This window comes from Vibrio sp. 10N.261.51.A3 (assembly GCF_041471965.1).
Classification (GTDB): Bacteria; Pseudomonadota; Gammaproteobacteria; order Enterobacterales; family Vibrionaceae; genus Vibrio; species Vibrio crassostreae_C.
Map to the genome: position 1 here is coordinate 1 of NZ_JBFRPK010000052.1, position 17,404 is coordinate 17,404.

Genomic DNA, 17,404 nt, shown 5'->3' on the forward strand with positions numbered 1-17,404 from the left:
TTTGTGTATAAGAGACAGCCGTGTTGGGAGCCATTTTTGTTTTTAAGAAGACTGATTTGTTGAACGTTTTCAGTCGGCCAACTCGGGCTCAGCTAACTCCTGAACACAAGCACGGCTGATGTCTTCATCAATGTAGGCCATACCGAGTTTATTGAGGTAGTCCATGCGATCAGCAGTGCGAAGCTCGATGTCGGGGCCTGCAATGTTATTGGCTTGATAAATTTCAGTGAGGTGAGACATGAATTGCTCGCCCACACTCATCATCAATAGACTCATTGCTCCTACGTCCGGTCTTACTTTGGCACGTTGCTTTTCAGATAAGTTTACCGCTAATACGATAGGCTGTTCTTCACCTTCGAAGCGAACGCCTCGCTCACGAACGGTTTGTTGAGCCCAGTAATATGCCAGTTCTTTGCTCTGGGTGAGAAACACTGGCTCAACCGATTCGGTGTAGTTGTTGCCGATGGTTGCCATAGTTTTTGAAGCTGCTTCGTTGAGCGCTTTGTCTCCAGAACGTTTTAAACCTTGGCCTTGAATCGAAGCCAATAAAGCGGAAGATGTGCCGTGATACCAAGTATCACCCGTCGCGAAACCATTCTCTGATAACAGTGTTTTTGCATCTTGTAGGTGTGTAGGTATTGAAGTCATAGGCACTCTCAACAAATAGGAATCTGAACAAATATGTATACAGTTAGCTTAAACAGAAGTTGTTCGGTTAACCGTGGTGTGGAACACAAATCTGAGGCTTTGAGATAAAGCTGGCAGTACAAGCTTTATCTCAAAGCCTTCCCCCGGATCTTACCTAAGTAAGAGAGAAGGACGGGGGAGGCTTTAGCGTTAGCGGTTAATCAAATTGATTAGACGTATTCGCTTCCCCCGCGGCTTTTAGTGCATTCTCACCCGCGAAGTATTCTTTGTGATCATCACCGATGTCTGAACCAGACATGTTTTGGTGTTTAACACAAGCGATGCCTTGGCGTATCTCTTTGCGCTGAACATTTGCAACATAGCCCAGCATGCCTTGGTCACCGAAGTATTCTTTTGCAAGGTTGTCGGTTGACAGCGCTGCAGTGTGGTAAGTCGGTAGAGTAATCAAGTGATGGAAGATACCCGCTTCACGAGATGCATCCGCTTGGAATGTGCGAATCTTGTCATCAGCTCGTTTAGACAATTCAGTTTCGTCATATTCAGCACTCATTAGGCTAGCACGGTCGTAAGCTGAAACATCTTTACCTTCTGCTACCATCGCATCGTATGCTTGTTGGCGGAAGTTTAGCGTCCAGTTGAATGATGGAGAGTTGTTGTAAACCAGCTTCGCATTAGGGTGAACTTCACGTACGCCGTCCATCATCTCTTTGATTTGACCGATGTGTGGCTTCTCAGTCTCAATCCATAGTAGGTCAGCACCCGCGTTGATTGCTTCAATACAGTCGAATACACAACGGTCTTCACCAGTACCTTGGCGGAATTGGTATAAGCCTGAAGGTAGACGCTTAGGTCGAACTAGCTTGCCGTCACGGTTAAAGCAAACGTCGCCTTCTGCCATATCTGCAACATCGATCTCTTCAACATCTAGGTATGAGTTGTAGATATCACCTTGGTCGCCCGGCTCTTTCACTACTGCGATTTCTTTTGTTAGGCCAGCACCTTGAGAATCGGTACGAGCAACAATAACGCCGTTGTCGATGCCTAGTTCAAGGAAAGCGTAACGAAGTGCGCGAAGTTTTGCGTGGAAGTCAGCGTGTGGAACCGTTACTTTGCCGTCTTGGTGACCACATTGCTTCTCATCGGCAACTTGGTTTTCAATTTGTAGACAACATGCGCCTGCTTCAATCATCTGCTTAGCCATTAGGTAGGTCGCTTCTGCGTTACCAAAACCTGCATCGATATCGGCGATGATTGGCACCACGTGTGTTACGTGATTGTCGATTTTGTCTTGGATAAGGTCTTGTTGGTTAACGTCGCCCGCTTCACGTGCAGCGTCTAGCTCACGGAATAAACCACCCAGTTCACGAGCATCGGCTTGGCGCAGGAATGTGTATAGTTCTTCTACTAGGCCTGCAACCGATGTTTTCTCATGCATTGATTGGTCTGGAAGTGGACCAAAGTCAGAGCGAAGTGCAGCAACCATCCAACCAGAAAGGTATAGGTAACGACGGTCAGTCTTGCCATCAAAGTGCTTCTTAATAGAAATCAGCTTTTGTTGGCCGATGAAACCATGCCAGCAACCCAGAGACTGAGTGTATTGAGAGCTGTCTTCGTCGTAAGCCGCCATGTCTGCACGCATGATATCTGCCGTGTATTGCGCAATATCCAGACCTGTTTTGAATTTGTTTTGAGCTCGCATACGAGCAGCAGATTCAGGGTTAATTGCATCCCATGGAGCACCAGCAGCGCTTTTTGCAACTTCAATCATTTCGATATCTTGTGTAATTTGCGACATAACTATTCCTTAGTTTCACGTGGGGTATGGTTGCCAAATTGGCTTGGATTAAAACTTTGCTATGGACAAAGAATAACCACTCATGTGATAATTTTGTTAATTTATAGTTATTATATTCGGTATTTTTCTTATGAATATTGCTCGTATAGACCTTAATTTGCTTGTGTATTTAGACATGTTGCTACGTGAAAGAAACGTTACACGAGCAGCAAATCAATTGGGTATTACTCAACCAGCCATGAGTAATGGCCTTCGCCGATTGCGTGATCTGTTTGAAGACCCGCTATTAGTGAGAACAAGTGAAGGGATGATACCGACCGAACGCGCGCACAAGTTGCAGCCACTGATTCGAAACATCTTGGCGAATGTAGAGAAGACACTGCAGCCGACCACAGAGTTTAATGCAGAAGACAGTGAACGCGTGTTTCGTATCATGGCGAGTGACTATGCAGAGTCGACCATTATTCAGCCGCTATTGAAAAAACTGAGCGAGATAGCACCGAAAATACGACTGGATATAATGACGCCAAGTGATGTGAGCTATCAGGATGTAGAGCAAGGTACCGTTGATATAATTATCAACCGATTTGACGATATTCCTCAGTCGTTTCACCAGATGAGCCTTTGGCACGACGGGTTTTCTTGCCTCTTTAGTTGTGACAACCCGATAGCCGACAATTTCGATATTTTGTCTTATTTAAAGGCGCAACATATTTGGGTAAGTAAGACTGGTATGGGAACGGGAGTCGGGATAAACCCAAGCGAAGCACAAAAGCTTGGTTGGATAGATGAAGCACTAATGCGCATTGGTAAAACCCGTAACATCACGGTGTTTACGCGACACTACTTGTCGGCGATTCTCTTCGCACAACAGAAGAACCTGATCCTGACTATTCCTACCAAAGCCGCTCAACTGCAGCGCAATAACCCTAGATTGTTGATCAAGCCTGCGCCATTTGCGATTGAACCCTTTGAGGTGAAGATGGCGTGGAGTCCATTGTTACAAACCAATCCAGACCACCAGTGGATGCGTCGTTTGATTAAAAGTGTCGCTAACGAAATCGAGAGTGGAGTAACGGAATAACACAGTTTTTAGGGTATTTTTTATATGAATATCCAATATAACCGGCATAAATTAGCTAAATTCATGTCCGTTAAGTAAGTTTAAGTCAGTAAAGTAAATTTGAGCTAGTCACGAAAATTTATTGAGTAGCCATAAATTAGTTTGAGAGAGATTTTATGAGCAGTCGTATTCAACAGGGAAGCTTGAACATTGATAGCACCCTCTACCAATTAATTAATGAGCAGGTGATTCCTGGAACAGGCATTGTCGCTGAAGACTTTTGGCAATCATTTGCAACCATCCTTGAAGATTTGGCTCCAAAAAATCGCGCATTGCTTATCAAGCGTGAAGATCTTCAACATCAAATTGACGTTTGGCACCAAGAGCGTGCTGGGCAAACGCTCGATCCTGTGGAGTACAAACAGTTCTTACAGCAGATCGGTTATTTGGTTCCTGAAGGCGATGACTTTCAAGTGACGACAGCGAGCGTAGAACCTGAGATCGCAACACAAGCAGGGCCGCAGCTTGTGGTGCCAATCATGAACGCACGCTTTGCACTTAACGCAGCCAATGCGCGTTGGGGCAGTCTATATGATGCGCTCTACGGAACGGACGTGATCAGTGAAAGTGATGGCGCGGAAAAGGGCGGAAGCTTTAACCCTGCTCGTGGCGCTAAAGTAGTGACTTATGCTCGTGAGTTCCTTGATGACGCAGCGCCATTAAACGGTGTCTCTCATAAAGACGTGACCAAATACAGCATCAGTAACGCTAGCATCGGCAATAAGCTCATAGCGACACTCGATAACGGCGAAGAAGTCACTCTCATTGATAGCGACCAGTTCATTGGCTATCAAGGTGACGCAAGTTCCCCTTCGTGCATTCTTCTTAAACACAATAATCTGCACATCGAAATTCAAATTGACCCAAGCGCACCGATTGGTAGCGTTGATGTGGCGGGTATTAAAGATGTGTTGGTCGAAGCTGCCCTAACAACCATTATGGATTGCGAAGACTCGGTTGCTGCAGTTGATGGTGAAGACAAAGCATTGGCTTACCGTAACTGGTTAGGCTTGATGAAAGGTGATCTGCAAGAATCACTAGAGAAAAACGGCAAAACTATTGTTCGTAACCTTAATCCCGATCGCCAATACACCAGCGTGACGGGTGGTGAGATTTCACTAAAAGGCCGCAGCATGTTGTTCATCCGTAATGTCGGCCACTTGATGACTAACCCTGCGATTATTGATGCCGAAGGTAATGAAGTGCCTGAAGGCATTATGGATGGCATGATCACTTCGTTAATTGCGATGCATGATTTAAAAGGCAACAGCGCGTACCAAAACTCGACTGCGAACAGTATCAACATCGTAAAACCTAAGATGCATGGCCCTGAAGAAGTCGCCTTTACTAATGAATTGTTTGGCCGTATTGAAGATGCATTAGGGCTAGATCGATTCACGATAAAAGTCGGCATCATGGACGAAGAGCGTCGTACTTCGGTTAACCTTAAAGAATGTATTCGTGCAGCTAAAGATCGTGTTGTGTTTATCAACACAGGTTTCTTAGACCGAACGGGTGATGAGATTCACACCAGTATGGAAGCGGGGCCTTTTGCTCCTAAAACACAGCTGAAAACCATGACTTGGATTGGCGCATACGAAGATCAAAACGTTGATCTTGGCTTAGCTTGTGGCCTGCAAGGTAAAGCCCAGATTGGTAAAGGTATGTGGCCAGAGCCGGATAATATGGCGAAGATGATGGACGCGAAAATCGGACATCCACAAGCGGGTGCCAATACCGCTTGGGTTCCTTCTCCAACCGCCGCGACTTTGCACGCGCTGCACTATCATAAGGTGAGTGTACCAAGCCGTCAGAAAGAGCTTCGTGAGCGAGTGAGAGCCAATGTCGATGATATTCTTACTATCCCGTTACTGGGCGATCAAAAGCTTACCGCGCAAGATATTCAAAGTGAACTGGATAACAACACCCAAGGTATTTTGGGTTATGTGGTTCGTTGGATTGACCAAGGCGTTGGTTGTTCGAAGGTACCTGATATTAACGATGTAGGGTTAATGGAAGACCGAGCGACGCTGCGTATTTCAAGCCAGCATATTGCGAACTGGTTACGTCACGGCATTTGCGAGGAAGCTCAGGTAATGAAAACCATGAAGCGTATGGCCGCAGTGGTGGATGAGCAAAACGCTGGCGACCCGAGTTACCGTAACATGGCGCCTGATTTTGAAAACAGCATTGCATTTTCAGCGGCGTGTCAGTTGGTATTCGAAGGCTGTGCTCAGCCGAGCGGTTACACCGAGCCAGTGCTGCACGCGATGCGTCTAAAACTGAAAGCGCAGGGATAGTGAAGCAACCGAATAACAAAAACAGAGAATGTAAAATACTAAAAAAAGAAACCCCCTTTAACCGAGCCCAAGGTGCCGCGCTTTTATAGCGCGGCTTTTTTTTGATTCATTTTTGTGGTGGGAAGGGGGGAGAATGGGGCAGGTTAGTGCTCACTAAGACTTAATTATTTCCGAGCCCTAATCACTGCCAGAACTTAGTTACTACCAACCTTATTTTCCGCCAAAGCAAAGATACTTAATGTCCATGTACTCATCGATGCCTTCTTTCGCACCTTCACGGCCAATACCTGATTGTTTCACACCACCGAAAGGCGCGACTTCGGTTGAGATTAGACCATCATTAATGCCGACCATACCGTACTCAAGCGCTTCTGCAATGTTCCACACTCGGTGGATGTTCTGACTGTAGAAGTAAGACGCCAAACCATAAATCGTATCGTTGGCCATCTCGATAAGCTCTTCGTCCGTGTCGAATTTCATCACGGGCGCGACTGGGCCAAAGATCTCTTGTTGAACGATGTCCATGCTGTGTTTTACATCTTTAAGAACAATAGGTTGAATGAAAAGCCCATTAAGTTCCTGAGTTGGCGTGACAGGCGTGGCACCTTGTTCAATCGCTCGGTTTACCAAAGCTTGGATGTTGTTCTTTGCGTTCAGGCTGACAACAGGGCCAATCGTGACACCTTCATCTAAGCCGTTACCAATCTTAAGCTGCTGAACCGCTTGATCGAATTTAGCCACAAACTCATCGTACACTTTACTGTGAACGTAGAATCGGTTTGCACAGACACATGTTTGACCTGCATTACGGAACTTCGACGCCATTGCCCCTTGAACGGCTGCATCGATGTCGGCATCGTCAAACACAATAAATGGTGCGTTACCGCCAAGTTCCATTGAGGTGCGTTTGATGCCTTTTGCTGCTTGAGCCATCAAAATACTGCCCACACGGGTCGACCCAGTGAAAGAGATTTTTTTGATAAGCGGATGCGAAGTGAATAGGTTGCCCACTTGTTCAGGGCTTTCACCAAGCACCACTTGAAGTAGATCTTTAGGGATACCCGCTTGATAAGCCAGTTCAACCACAGCAAACGCGGAAAGCGGTGTCTCATCCGAAGGTTTCACGACAAAGCTACAACCCGCAGCTAAGGCAGGAGCCGCTTTACGAGTGATCATTGCAATAGGGAAGTTCCATGGCGTAATCGCGCACGCCACTCCGATCGGTTGCTTGATGGTCACCAAACGTTTGCCTGCGACTGTGCTAGGAATGGAATCACCATAAGTGCGCTTTGCTTCTTCTGCAAACCACTCAATGAAGCTCGCGCCATACACCACTTCGCCTGCCGCTTCGGCTAACGGTTTACCTTGTTCAATCGTCATGATTCGAGCAAGGTCATTCTTGTTTTCGAGGATCAACTGGTGCCAGCGATGAAGTAGTGCAGCACGAGATTTAGCAGGGATTTTTGCCCACTCTTTTTGCGCTACATGAGCTCGTTCAATCGCGCTCGATAACTCTGTTTCTGATGATATCGGTGCGTGCCCGATGAGTTCACCCGTTGCTGGGTTTGTGACTGCAACTGCGTTGTTCGCTTCTGTCACCATAAAAGAGAGTAAGTGCTGGTTATCAATGTTTAGCATCGTGATTCCTTTGTCGTGATTACTTTAGACGTGTTGCTGATGTGCGGGTTGGCGAGTGTTCAGATCACTTCGACCAAATGTTGATTAGTCGCAGATTGTCGTTGTTAATTCGATAGTTTTGAAGCCCTTGTTTGCGCAAGCATTGTTTACCAAATCATGTCTATCAAAGTAGGTTTTTCGAAATCCATGATCAGTTAAGTCATGGACTTCGAAATTCTTTAAGAAAGTGCTTACTGCTGACTCCAATTATCAGCTTCGATTTTCGCCAGCGCTTTTGCTGCTTTTTGAAGTGCGGGCAAGAATTTTATTGCTTCATCCGGTTTCACTCGAATCACAGGTGCTTGGATCGCTAGGCCTAGGTTTGATTGACCAGTTGGTGAGGGTATCAGCACAGCGATACAGACTAAGCCTGGTAAAAACTCTTCATCATCAATAGCAAAACCTTGGATTTTCGCTTCTTCAATGTCTTTCTCTAGAGTCGAATAGTCGGTAATCGTGTTTACTGTGTATTGAGTCAGCGGCACATTTTCAATTAATCGTCTGCGCTGCGACTTAGACATGTGTGCTAAAAACAGTTTGCCGGTAGCCGAGCAGTGCACGGGAACGCGAGAGCCGGGGTGCAGGTGAAAGCGAAGGGGGGCTTCAGTTTCGGCACGATCGAGATAGATGATTTCGCCACTTGAAAGAGCGGTCAGGTTACAACTCTCACCGACTTCTGCTCTCAGGTTCTCAAGGATAGTGCGTCGCGCGCTGTGCATGGTGCTATTCAAAAGTAGGTTTTCGGCAAGTTTTCTGAGTCGAATACCTGAGCTGTAGTGCTTTTCGTCGCCATCTCTTTGAATGATGCCCGCCGCTTCTAACTGTTGAAGCATTCGGTGCAGCGTGGGTTTTGGCAATCCGGTCTCTTCGACTAAACCTTGCAGAGAAATAAACTCGTCTTTTTGCGCTATCACCTCTAATAGTGCAAAAAGTCGGAGGGTCGGTGTATCCCCTTGAACTTGCGGTGTTTCTGTTTGCATACAGTGATTCATCCTTGCGATATGTCTATGCCTAAGAGTGTACATACCAAATCATTATTCTTCAATTATCTGAATAAAATTTGACCTTTTTTATTATTCTAATAATATAAATATAAATTATGGAACAATTGATCTCAATAAATGGAATTTTAAAATGAAGGCGATTGAACGGATTATTGATAAAGCTCATTTAGATCGTAAGCGCGTTGTTTTGAGTGAAGCGGAGGACCCGCGAGTGCTAGCTGCTGCAAGAATAGCAATCGATAAACAGCTCGCTCACATCACACTTGTGGGCGATGAATCGGCGATCATCGCTGCTGCAGAACTTCACCACATTAACCTCGCTGGCATTCATATTGTTTCTCCACAGGCGTCGTCACTCAAAGAAGTGCTCGCTGAGCGGCTGTATACATTAAGAAAAGCTAAAGGCATGACTTATGATGACGCCCTAGAGCTGGTTCAAGATCCACTTGTTTTTGCCAATTTGATGGTAAGGGAAGGACTGGTAGACGGCACAGTTAATGGCGCGGTTTATACCACGTCTGATGTGGTGCGAGCTGCGCTGCAGATTATCGGCCCTGCACCGGACAGCGAATTGGTGTCGAGTTTCTTCTTGATGATGCTGTGTGAGCCTTTCCATAATCTTAAAGGCGGCATGATTTTCAGTGACTGTGGTTTGGTGATTAACCCCAATGAAACCGAGCTAGCATCGATTGCAGTGGCCGCATCAAACAGCGCTCAAACGCTATTGATGGAAGAACCTAAAGTCGCAATGCTGTCGTTTTCGACCAACGGCAGTGCCAAGCACGAATCGGTCGATAAGGTTCGTAACGCGGCTCAACTCGTGAAACAACGTTGTCCCGGAATCGCCGTCGATCAGGATGTTCAACTCGATGCCGCGATTGTGACTGAGATTGCCGCGAAAAAGCTGCCAGATTCAGAGGTGAAAGGTCAATCGAACGTGTTGATATTTCCCAATCTAGAAGCAGGTAATATTGGTTATAAGCTTGCGGAAAGGTTAGGCGGGGCAGTTGCGATTGGTCCACTGTTACAAGGGTTGAATCAACCTGCGAATGACTTATCAAGAGGGTGTAGCGCACAAGACATCTTTAATGTGATCGCGGTGACCGCGGTACAAGCGCAGCAAGGGAAAGTGTCTGACTCTAAGGCTGATACTGAAGCTGAGGTTGAAGAAAGACAAGAGTCGACGTTTGATTTTAGGTATTAACATCTCGCTCCTGAATCTAGCACTCAAATTCGCACTCATATCCAACCCCCAAACAACCAAATTAGGATAGCTAATGGAGTTACCTGTTTTACTCGCCATTCTTACCACTATTGCGGTGGGTACCTATTTTCAAACTGTCACCGGATTTGGCCTCGGTATCATCGTGATTGGTTTAACGGTTAGCCTTAATCTGGTTTCCTTACCCGTTATAGCCGCTGTGGTCAGTATTGTGACCTTGTTCAATTGCTTGGTCGCATTGATGGGTAAGCCACTGCTTGGGGAACTCAAGATTCTGGTGGTGTTGGTCATCGGTATTATTCCCGGCGTTTCGATGGGGGTGTACTTGCTGGACGAGTTAAGCGATTCGGCAACGCATATTCTCCGAGGACTATTGGGTGCGATGGTGCTATTCGCAGGTTTGAGTTTTATGTTCAAACCCAAAACCAGAAAGGATCGCTCGACAACCGTATCTTTCCTTGTCTCAGGCTTTAGCTCTGGGTTAGCGGGTGGGTTGTTTGGGATGGCAGGTCCACCGATTGTTTATCATCTTTATCGGCAGCCTTTTACGCTCGATCTGGTGCGAAGCACACTGCTGATGGTTTTCGCTTGTACGTCGATGTCGCGTACTGTCAATGTCTACGCTGCAGGCGACATGGAACAGAGCATACTGTGGTTATCTGCTATTGCTGTTCCCTTGGTAGCGCTTGTCACGATGTTTGCTCGACGTTTCCCACCGCCGTTGTCTAATGATCAACTCAGAAAGTTAGTGTTTATTGTGTTGATGTTGATAGGCGGGTATTTGATGGCGGTCTCTGTATGGTCGTTGTTTTTGGCTTAGAACGTTTTCTTTATCAAAATTATCTTTGAAGGAGGAGGGCTTGATTCTCGTTTAATGCTTGATGACACCCTCCTCACTGACACGTCAGCGCTTTAGCATCTCAAATACGCTCTTAGATAATCCAAATAAGCAGCTCTCCTGCACATCTAAGGTGATGTTACTGCGGTAGTACGGGCTTAAATCGATGCCCATCCCCACGCCATGAATCTCAATTCCGTTTTTGATCGACTCACGTTCAATGACTTGTTTTAGGTGGTTATCCAAATAGAACTGATCGTTGGCGGTGCTGGTGGCGGTATCCATTGGGCAGCCGTCTGAGAACACGATCAAAACCTTTCGTTGAGCAGTGTGCTGTTGCAACCGCTGGCTAGCGAACTGCACCGCTTCGCCATCAATCCCTTCTTTAAAGACGTCTGCTTTACGAAGACTCGCAATGCCAAGGCGAGATCGTCTCCAATGCGTATCAAAATCCTTAAACACGATGTGCCGAACTTCGTTCAAGCGGCCTGGGTGCTTTGGTTGGCCTTGTTTAAGCCACTGTCGATAGACCTTGCCACCATTCCAGTTGTTGGTGGTGAAGCCAATAATCTCAAATGGAATGTTGGCCAGTCCAACGGATTTGAGAATTGTATCTATCAGTAGACTTAGCTTGTGACTGTGTTTCTGCATTGAACCTGAGCAGTCCATCAAAAACGTGATGGCACATTGATGAGATGCGCCGATGTCAGGTTGATAAAAGACAGTGCGATCCAATGGCGCAGTGATGAGCTTGGTGATGGTAGTGGCGTTAACAATGCCTTCTTCTAAATGGTCCTGACGTCGGTTCCTTTGTGGCGTGGCGACAAAGCTGGTGAGCATAGCGGCTAAACGGCGAGTGTTTACTTGTCTCGCCATGATGTCATCGGTGAGTTTCTGCCTCAGTTCGAGTAATAGGGCGCGCCTGACGAGTTTATCTGCGGCGATGACTTGATCAAATTCTGAATTAAAGACCTGATAATTCGCGCCCGAAAGCACGAACACCTTACTACTGCCTGTGATGTCAGTATCGACGCCTTGATCTTGAATGTCTCCATCAACGATAAGGGCAAGCTGCGCAAGGATTTTTATGTCTTCTTCAACCGTTGGCGTAGCCGAGCTATCGCTCTCTTGCTCTTGGTTGATGAGCTCTTGTGCAAGGGCAGCAAGCTCATTGGCGCAGTGAGCAAACTGTTGTTGGTCGGTTCTATGTTGCTTTAAGCGCTTCAGGCTGTACCCGAAAGTAGGCACGATGCCGGCGCGAGTCGACTCAATGGTCTCAGCGATAGGCTCAGACACCGGAACGCCAGTTAAGCGGGTGTAGATGACTTGCATCAGTGTAAACAGCAACATGCCTATTCGTGATTCGGTAAAGCCATTTTGATGATATTGGTTGCTCCAATACGCAAAGTTGAATTGGATGCTGGTGGTCACGCCTTTTAGATAAGGCGGGACTTGAGATTCAACTCGAACCTGTTCGCAGAAGTCGTAAAGCAGACGTTCTATTTCGTTTTGAGGGCGCAATGAATAATGGAGATTAGCGTCTGAAAGCAATAATCGCAGTGCCGATGAATCGATCTTGCCCTGCATCGATAGCTTGCTGTTTCTTAGCTCGTGGCGAGACACAAAGGTGAGATCGTTAGTATGTGCTGACTGGTAATAACAGGGCTTATTGCCTTTATAGAGACGTTCTCCCCGATAGTTCAGATTGAGTTCGCCACTGATTGCTCTGGCGACAGACACACCAATATCGAGGATCTTTTTCTGCTGGGAAGAAACATTGGCCATGGTTTACGACTCCGAGTGCGAATAGTTTTGAGTATGCGTTTCCAAGGCTTCACCAAAGCAACGGAAATAGTATTCGCTAACCAGTTCTTTCTCTTCGTCTTCACAGCGATTCAAGAATGACAACCTAAATGCGGTGGCTACATCATCGAATATTTGGATGTTTTCGGCCCAAGTGAGCACCGTTCGCGGAGACATCACCGTTGAAAGGTCGCCAGCCCGAAACCCGTTGCGCGTTAATCCTGCGGTGGCGATCATTTTCTCGACCAGTTGTCGGCCACTTTCATTATTCAGTTCCGGAAGCTTAGATAACACGATTTTGGTTTCATGTTGTGGGTCTAAATAGTTAAGCGTAGCGATGATGTTCCATCTATCTAACTGACTGTGGTTAAGCACTTGAGTACCCGAATACAAACCTGAAAAGTTACCCAAGCCAAGCGTGTTGCAGGTAGCAAACAGGCGGAAAGAAGGGTGAGGTGTGATCACTCGGTTTTGCTCTAAAGAAGTGTACTTTCCGTCTTGCTCTAATAACTGCTGAATCACAAACATCACGTCAGGGCGACCAGCGTCGTACTCATCTAACACCAGTGCGATGGGTTGTTGAATGCTCTGAGGAAGAATGCCTTCTTTAAACTCTGTTACCTGCATTCCGTCTTTAATGACGATGCTGTCTTTACCAATGAAATCCAAGCGACTTAAGTGTCCGTCTAGGTTGATCCTCAAGCATGGCCAGTTCAATCTCGCGGCGATTTGTTCAATGTGAGATGACTTGCCCGTTCCGTGTGTGCCTTGAATCAGCGTGCGACGATTGGAGGTGAACCCTGCCAATATAGCCAGCGTCACTTCAGGATCAAAACAGTAATTTGGGTCGACTTTCGGCACATATTCACCTGGATGTTCAAATGCCATCACCGTTAGGTTGCTGTCTATGCCAAAGCGTTCTTTCACACTTACCTGTTGCGTTGGTACCAATTCCGCCTCTTTCATCATATTTCCCTCTATATAGCTCATCATTTGTCGCTGCTATCGCGATATGTCATCGATTATTAACAGCTCCAGTTAAGTTAACGGCACTTTTTGTACGAAAAACTACCAATAATGTGATCCAGTTTTATTAATTAGAATGAATTGTTCCAATTTAATATAAAAAGTTGACGCGCAAAAATTCTACTACTAAAGTGAAAATGAATTCGAAAAAGAGACAATTCATTCCGAAAAATGAAATTTTGGTTAACTCAAGGAGAATGGAAGAATGAGCGAGCAAGAAAAACGTACGGTTGTTTCCGGCACAGTAACAATGACACCATCAGAAGCGTTCGTTGAAACTATGGTTGCTAATGATGTTACCGATATGTTCGGCATCATGGGGTCGGCATTTATGGACGCAATGGATATCTTTGCTCCTGCTGGCATTCGATTGGTTCCAGTAGTACACGAGCAAGGCGCTGCCCACATGGCAGATGGTTACTCTCGTGTATCTGGTCGCCATGGCGTGGTTATCGGGCAAAATGGCCCAGGTATCAGTAACTGTGTAACAGCAATTGCAGCTGCGTTCTGGGCACATAGCCCGGTCGTAATTGTGACGCCAGAGACAGGCACTAAAACAATGGGCTTAGGTGGTTTCCAAGAATGTAACCAGCTTCCAATGTTCCAAGAGTTTACTAAGTATCAAGGACACGTAACGCACCCAGACCGTATGGCGGAATACACAGGCCGATGTTTTGATCGTGCAATGAGCGAAATGGGTCCGACTCAACTGAATATTCCACGTGACTACTTCTACGGCGAAACTCAAACCGAGATCCCTAAACCTGCGCGTTTAGACCGAGGTCCAGGTGGTGAAAAGTCTCTGAATGAAGCAGCAGACTTGATAGCTGAAGCGAAATTCCCAGTCATCATTTCCGGTGGCGGCGTGGTCATGGCTGATGCAGTTCAAGAGTGTGCGGCATTAGCAGAAAGACTAGGTGCACCTGTAGTGAACAGCTACCTACACAATGACTCTTTCCCTGCTAGTCACCCATTATGGTGTGGTCCTTTAGGCTACCAAGGTTCGAAAGCAGCAATGAAATTGATGGCTCAAGCGGATGTGGTTATCGCTTTGGGTACACGTCTTGGTCCATTTGGTACTTTGCCTCAACATGGCATGGACTACTGGCCGAAGAACGCGAAAATCATTCAGATTGATGCTGACAACAAGATGCTTGGTCTGGTTAAGAAGATTTCGGTTGGTATCTGTGGTGATGCGAAAGCAGCTGCGGTTGCTCTATCTGAAAGATTGGAAGGTCGTGCACTGTTGTGTGATGACAACAAAGGCGCTCGTCAAGACACAGTCGCAACAGAGAAAGCACTTTGGGAAAAAGAGCTTGATGAATGGACACACGAACGTGACTCTTTCAGCTTGGATATGATTGAGGAAAACTCACACGAGACTCCGTTCTCTGGTGGCGAATATCTACACCCACGCCAAGTATTGCGTGAGCTAGAAAAAGCGATGCCAGAAGACGTAATGGTCTCGACGGATATCGGTAACATCAACTCAGTGGCAAACAGCTACTTACGCTTTGAAAAACCACGTAGCTTCTTTGCTGCAATGAGTTTCGGTAACTGTGGTTACGCATTCCCGACCATCATTGGTGCGAAAGCAGCGGCACCTCATCGTCCAGCTATTTCTTATGCAGGCGATGGTGCGTGGGGCATGAGCTTGATGGAAACCATGACATGTGTTCGCCATAACATTCCAGTGACAGCCGTGGTATTCCACAACCGTCAATGGGGTGCAGAGAAGAAGAACCAAGTCGACTTCTACAACCGACGCTTTGTTGCCGGTGAACTTGAAAACCAAAGCTTTGCAGAGATTGCACGAGCTATGGGCGCTGAAGGTATAACGGTTGATAAGCTAGAAGATGTAGGTCCAACCTTGCAAAAAGCCATCGACATGCAGATGAATGAAGGCAAAACAACCATCATTGAAATCATGTGTACTCAGGAATTGGGCGACCCGTTCCGCCGAGATGCACTATCAACACCGGTTCGTTTCTTAGATAAATATAAAGATTACGTATAAGTCGTAGGAAGTTTGTCCGGCCGCAGATATCTCGAGAGTGTTAGAGAAAGTGCTATCGAGAATGTGGTCGGGCAATACCAACGGGTATTGGCAAGTACTTAGGTGAAGAACGTAAACGCTTAGTTCAATAATTTCCAGTTAAACATTAGAACACTAATTAAATGTTCATTAGGGAAATAAGTGGTTATAGCTATATAAACTTTGTTACTCGTTATTATTAATCGACCATTAACTCATAGCTACTTAGTGAATGGCTCTAATACTGATACTTGTTTATGAAGATATATACTTATTGTTATTTTAGAAAAATACAATAACGACACTCGTTGACTATTGGTTAATCGTTATTATTAGTTGATTTTTATCATCGATTGATAGGGTTGTTGATATTTAGGTTTACCGGATTTAAATTAAGTGAATCGTAGTATGCATGTTGTGGAAAATAAATATTATATAAGCTCACTCGAAGAGCTGTATAAAATAATCGATTCACTTATTACAGAGTGTAGTGGGCATCGTGGTTTGATTTATAACGTGTGTGACTATGAAAATCATAACCTGATGCCAAGCTTAGGTCGCTCAAATCGAAAGAATATTCGCCGTGTCGAACAAGAGCTTCTTTCGACCGTGAGAGTTTATGGCGGGCATTCGTTGAGTGCACACGAGATAAACGATTGGTTATTGATGTGTTTAGCCAAGAAACAGGGGTTTCCAACCCGTTTACTTGAGTGGACAGATAACCTGGTCAATGCGTTGTGGTCTGTGTGTCATAGCCAAAGCAAAGACTGTATCAATATTATTAAAGCCATTGATTATCATAAGGTTAGTGTTTTTAACTCACCATGTGACCTGAATAGAACTCAGATATTCAATGTGGCTGATTGTGATCAGCAAGAGCAACGAAAAGATAAGTGGTATTCCATTCACCCATTTAAGGAAGGTGGCAATGATGCCATTCAGCCTTTGTACGATGAGAAAGAATATTCAAACGGTCTAGTGTCCGTTCATATTCTTCCATCAGCGAAAGTAAACCTGATAAAGGAATTAACCTCCATGAATGTTTTAAATGAACCGACAGAATATATTGAAGAGAAATTGGCTGATTTGAAAAATGAAGCCCATGTAGATAACAATCAAGCAATTAATAAAGGTGAGGGTAATATCGAATTACAAGTTAATACTCATGATCGCCAGCTTGAACAGTATGGCCGGAAGTACCATCAAGATTTTGACTTCGACTAAAGTCTAATATTTCTAATTATTTTATTTAGACCTCGTATAAATCTAGTGAGTGACTGTGTAAATAAAATTAGAACACTAATTAATTTATAAAAAGATGAAATCTGTGAGCTTAAAGATTGTTTATAAAGTAACTCGAAGTTAGAGTGGCGAAGCTTGTTATCAAGTTGTTAAATTTCACAGATCTAGTTTAAACACTCTAATAAAAAAGTGGCGCAAAGCTACTGAAATTTAAACCAATAACGAAAACATAAAGGATTCTGGAATATGAATATGCAAACCAATGCAACGACATTCGTGCTGGAAAACCAAGTCGACACCGCCTTTTTACAGTCTTTTAGTGATGCATGGAATAACCATGATATTGAAGCGCTAATGTCGTTTATGACCGAAGACTGTGTCTTCCACACCGTGGCAGGAGAAGGCGTACTTGGAAACACTATCGAAGGGTACGAAGCCGTTCGCAATAGCTTTGAATTGGTTTGGCAGAACTTTCCAGATGCAGCCTGGAGCGACCCTGTCCACTTTGTGTGTGGTGACCGCGCAGTAAGCGAATCAACGTTCTCTGCGACTAACCCAGATGGCACCGTCATCGAAGCTCGTATGGCTGATGTGTTTACCCTGAAAGATGGAAAAATCAGCGTAAAAAATGCCTTCCGTAAAACACGACCTCTTTTGACTCCTAACAACACTCCCAAGAGCTAGACACGAA

The 17,404-nt window shown here is 45.4% G+C and carries 13 protein-coding genes; 7 read left to right on the forward strand and 6 right to left on the reverse strand.

The genetic code is table 11. The features are described 5' to 3' along the window. Nucleotides 1–69 precede the first annotated feature (69 nt). On the reverse strand, nt 70–648 hold the full coding sequence (locus tag AB4371_RS13365) for a hypothetical protein (protein WP_017067975.1): 579 nt from the start codon (nt 646–648) through the stop codon (nt 70–72). Between the two features lie 196 nt (nt 649–844). Further along, nucleotides 845–2,443 (reverse strand): isocitrate lyase, encoded by a 1,599-nt coding sequence (locus tag AB4371_RS13370; protein ID WP_017071002.1) that lies wholly within the window; start codon nt 2,441–2,443, stop codon nt 845–847. Between the two features lie 130 nt (nt 2,444–2,573). Here AB4371_RS13370 and AB4371_RS13375 point away from each other — a divergent pair, with 130 nt between their 5' ends. Then, on the forward strand, nt 2,574–3,527 hold the full coding sequence (locus AB4371_RS13375) for a LysR family transcriptional regulator (RefSeq protein WP_009845781.1): 954 nt from the start codon (nt 2,574–2,576) through the stop codon (nt 3,525–3,527). Between the two features lie 155 nt (nt 3,528–3,682). Next, complete coding sequence (locus AB4371_RS13380; RefSeq protein ID WP_065583554.1) at nt 3,683–5,866, forward strand: malate synthase G; 2,184 nt, start codon at nt 3,683–3,685, stop codon at nt 5,864–5,866. A gap of 210 nt (nt 5,867–6,076) precedes the next feature. Here AB4371_RS13380 and AB4371_RS13385 read toward each other — a convergent pair whose 3' ends face one another. Both AB4371_RS13385 and AB4371_RS13390 read right to left on the reverse strand, forming a co-directional pair. After that, the gene (locus AB4371_RS13385; protein WP_372150049.1) at nt 6,077–7,504 is read right to left on the reverse strand and encodes an NAD-dependent succinate-semialdehyde dehydrogenase; all 1,428 of its coding nucleotides are present in this window, start codon (nt 7,502–7,504) and stop codon (nt 6,077–6,079) included. A gap of 230 nt (nt 7,505–7,734) precedes the next feature. Further along, nucleotides 7,735–8,523 carry an IclR family transcriptional regulator gene (locus tag AB4371_RS13390; RefSeq protein ID WP_017065657.1) on the reverse strand — a complete coding sequence of 263 codons (789 nt, stop codon included), beginning with the start codon at nt 8,521–8,523 and terminating at the stop codon, nt 7,735–7,737. 154 nt (nt 8,524–8,677) lie between these two features. Here AB4371_RS13390 and pta point away from each other — a divergent pair, with 154 nt between their 5' ends. Both pta and AB4371_RS13400 read left to right on the forward strand, forming a co-directional pair. Beyond that, complete coding sequence (gene pta / locus AB4371_RS13395; protein ID WP_372150051.1) at nt 8,678–9,751, forward strand: phosphate acetyltransferase; 1,074 nt, start codon at nt 8,678–8,680, stop codon at nt 9,749–9,751. Nucleotides 9,752–9,824: 73 nt separating this feature from the next. Then, nucleotides 9,825–10,589: a sulfite exporter TauE/SafE family protein gene (locus AB4371_RS13400; RefSeq protein WP_076648825.1), complete on the forward strand. Its 765-nt coding sequence runs from the start codon at nt 9,825–9,827 to the stop codon at nt 10,587–10,589. 84 nt (nt 10,590–10,673) lie between these two features. Here AB4371_RS13400 and AB4371_RS13405 read toward each other — a convergent pair whose 3' ends face one another. Continuing rightward, nucleotides 10,674–12,392, reverse strand: a complete 1,719-nt coding sequence (locus tag AB4371_RS13405) for a cobaltochelatase CobT-related protein (RefSeq protein ID WP_108185239.1) — start codon at nt 12,390–12,392, stop codon at nt 10,674–10,676. A 3-nt stretch (nt 12,393–12,395) separates the two neighbouring features. After that, nucleotides 12,396–13,379, reverse strand: a complete 984-nt coding sequence (locus AB4371_RS13410; protein ID WP_372150055.1) for an AAA family ATPase — start codon at nt 13,377–13,379, stop codon at nt 12,396–12,398. A gap of 262 nt (nt 13,380–13,641) precedes the next feature. On the opposite strand from AB4371_RS13410, the gene xsc reads away from it, so the two are divergent. From xsc to AB4371_RS13425, 3 genes are all read left to right on the forward strand, one after another. Then, nucleotides 13,642–15,453 (forward strand): sulfoacetaldehyde acetyltransferase, encoded by a 1,812-nt coding sequence (gene xsc, locus AB4371_RS13415; RefSeq protein WP_004731917.1) that lies wholly within the window; start codon nt 13,642–13,644, stop codon nt 15,451–15,453. A gap of 426 nt (nt 15,454–15,879) precedes the next feature. Beyond that, complete coding sequence (locus AB4371_RS13420) at nt 15,880–16,695, forward strand: FRG domain-containing protein (protein WP_108150936.1); 816 nt, start codon at nt 15,880–15,882, stop codon at nt 16,693–16,695. A gap of 264 nt (nt 16,696–16,959) precedes the next feature. Beyond that, nucleotides 16,960–17,397 (forward strand): nuclear transport factor 2 family protein, encoded by a 438-nt coding sequence (locus tag AB4371_RS13425; protein WP_372150058.1) that lies wholly within the window; start codon nt 16,960–16,962, stop codon nt 17,395–17,397. The last annotated feature ends 7 nt before the right edge of the window (nt 17,398–17,404 follow it).

Excerpts from the sequence above, each read along its gene's own strand:
- AB4371_RS13380 (WP_065583554.1), top strand. The coding sequence starts at position 3,683 with ATGAGCAGTCGTATTCAACAGGGAAGCTTGAACATTGATAGCACCCTC.
- AB4371_RS13390 (WP_017065657.1), bottom strand. The coding sequence starts at position 8,523 with ATGCAAACAGAAACACCGCAAGTTCAAGGGGATACACCGACCCTCCGA.
- AB4371_RS13420 (WP_108150936.1), top strand. The coding sequence starts at position 15,880 with ATGCATGTTGTGGAAAATAAATATTATATAAGCTCACTCGAAGAGCTG.
- AB4371_RS13425 (WP_372150058.1), top strand. The coding sequence starts at position 16,960 with ATGAATATGCAAACCAATGCAACGACATTCGTGCTGGAAAACCAAGTC.
- AB4371_RS13365 (WP_017067975.1), bottom strand. The coding sequence starts at position 648 with ATGACTTCAATACCTACACACCTACAAGATGCAAAAACACTGTTATCA.
- AB4371_RS13400 (WP_076648825.1), top strand. The coding sequence starts at position 9,825 with ATGGAGTTACCTGTTTTACTCGCCATTCTTACCACTATTGCGGTGGGT.
- AB4371_RS13385 (WP_372150049.1), bottom strand. The coding sequence starts at position 7,504 with ATGCTAAACATTGATAACCAGCACTTACTCTCTTTTATGGTGACAGAA.
- AB4371_RS13405 (WP_108185239.1), bottom strand. The coding sequence starts at position 12,392 with ATGGCCAATGTTTCTTCCCAGCAGAAAAAGATCCTCGATATTGGTGTG.
- AB4371_RS13370 (WP_017071002.1), bottom strand. The coding sequence starts at position 2,443 with ATGTCGCAAATTACACAAGATATCGAAATGATTGAAGTTGCAAAAAGC.
- xsc (WP_004731917.1), top strand. The coding sequence starts at position 13,642 with ATGAGCGAGCAAGAAAAACGTACGGTTGTTTCCGGCACAGTAACAATG.
- AB4371_RS13410 (WP_372150055.1), bottom strand. The coding sequence starts at position 13,379 with ATGATGAAAGAGGCGGAATTGGTACCAACGCAACAGGTAAGTGTGAAA.
- pta (WP_372150051.1), top strand. The coding sequence starts at position 8,678 with ATGAAGGCGATTGAACGGATTATTGATAAAGCTCATTTAGATCGTAAG.
- AB4371_RS13375 (WP_009845781.1), top strand. The coding sequence starts at position 2,574 with ATGAATATTGCTCGTATAGACCTTAATTTGCTTGTGTATTTAGACATG.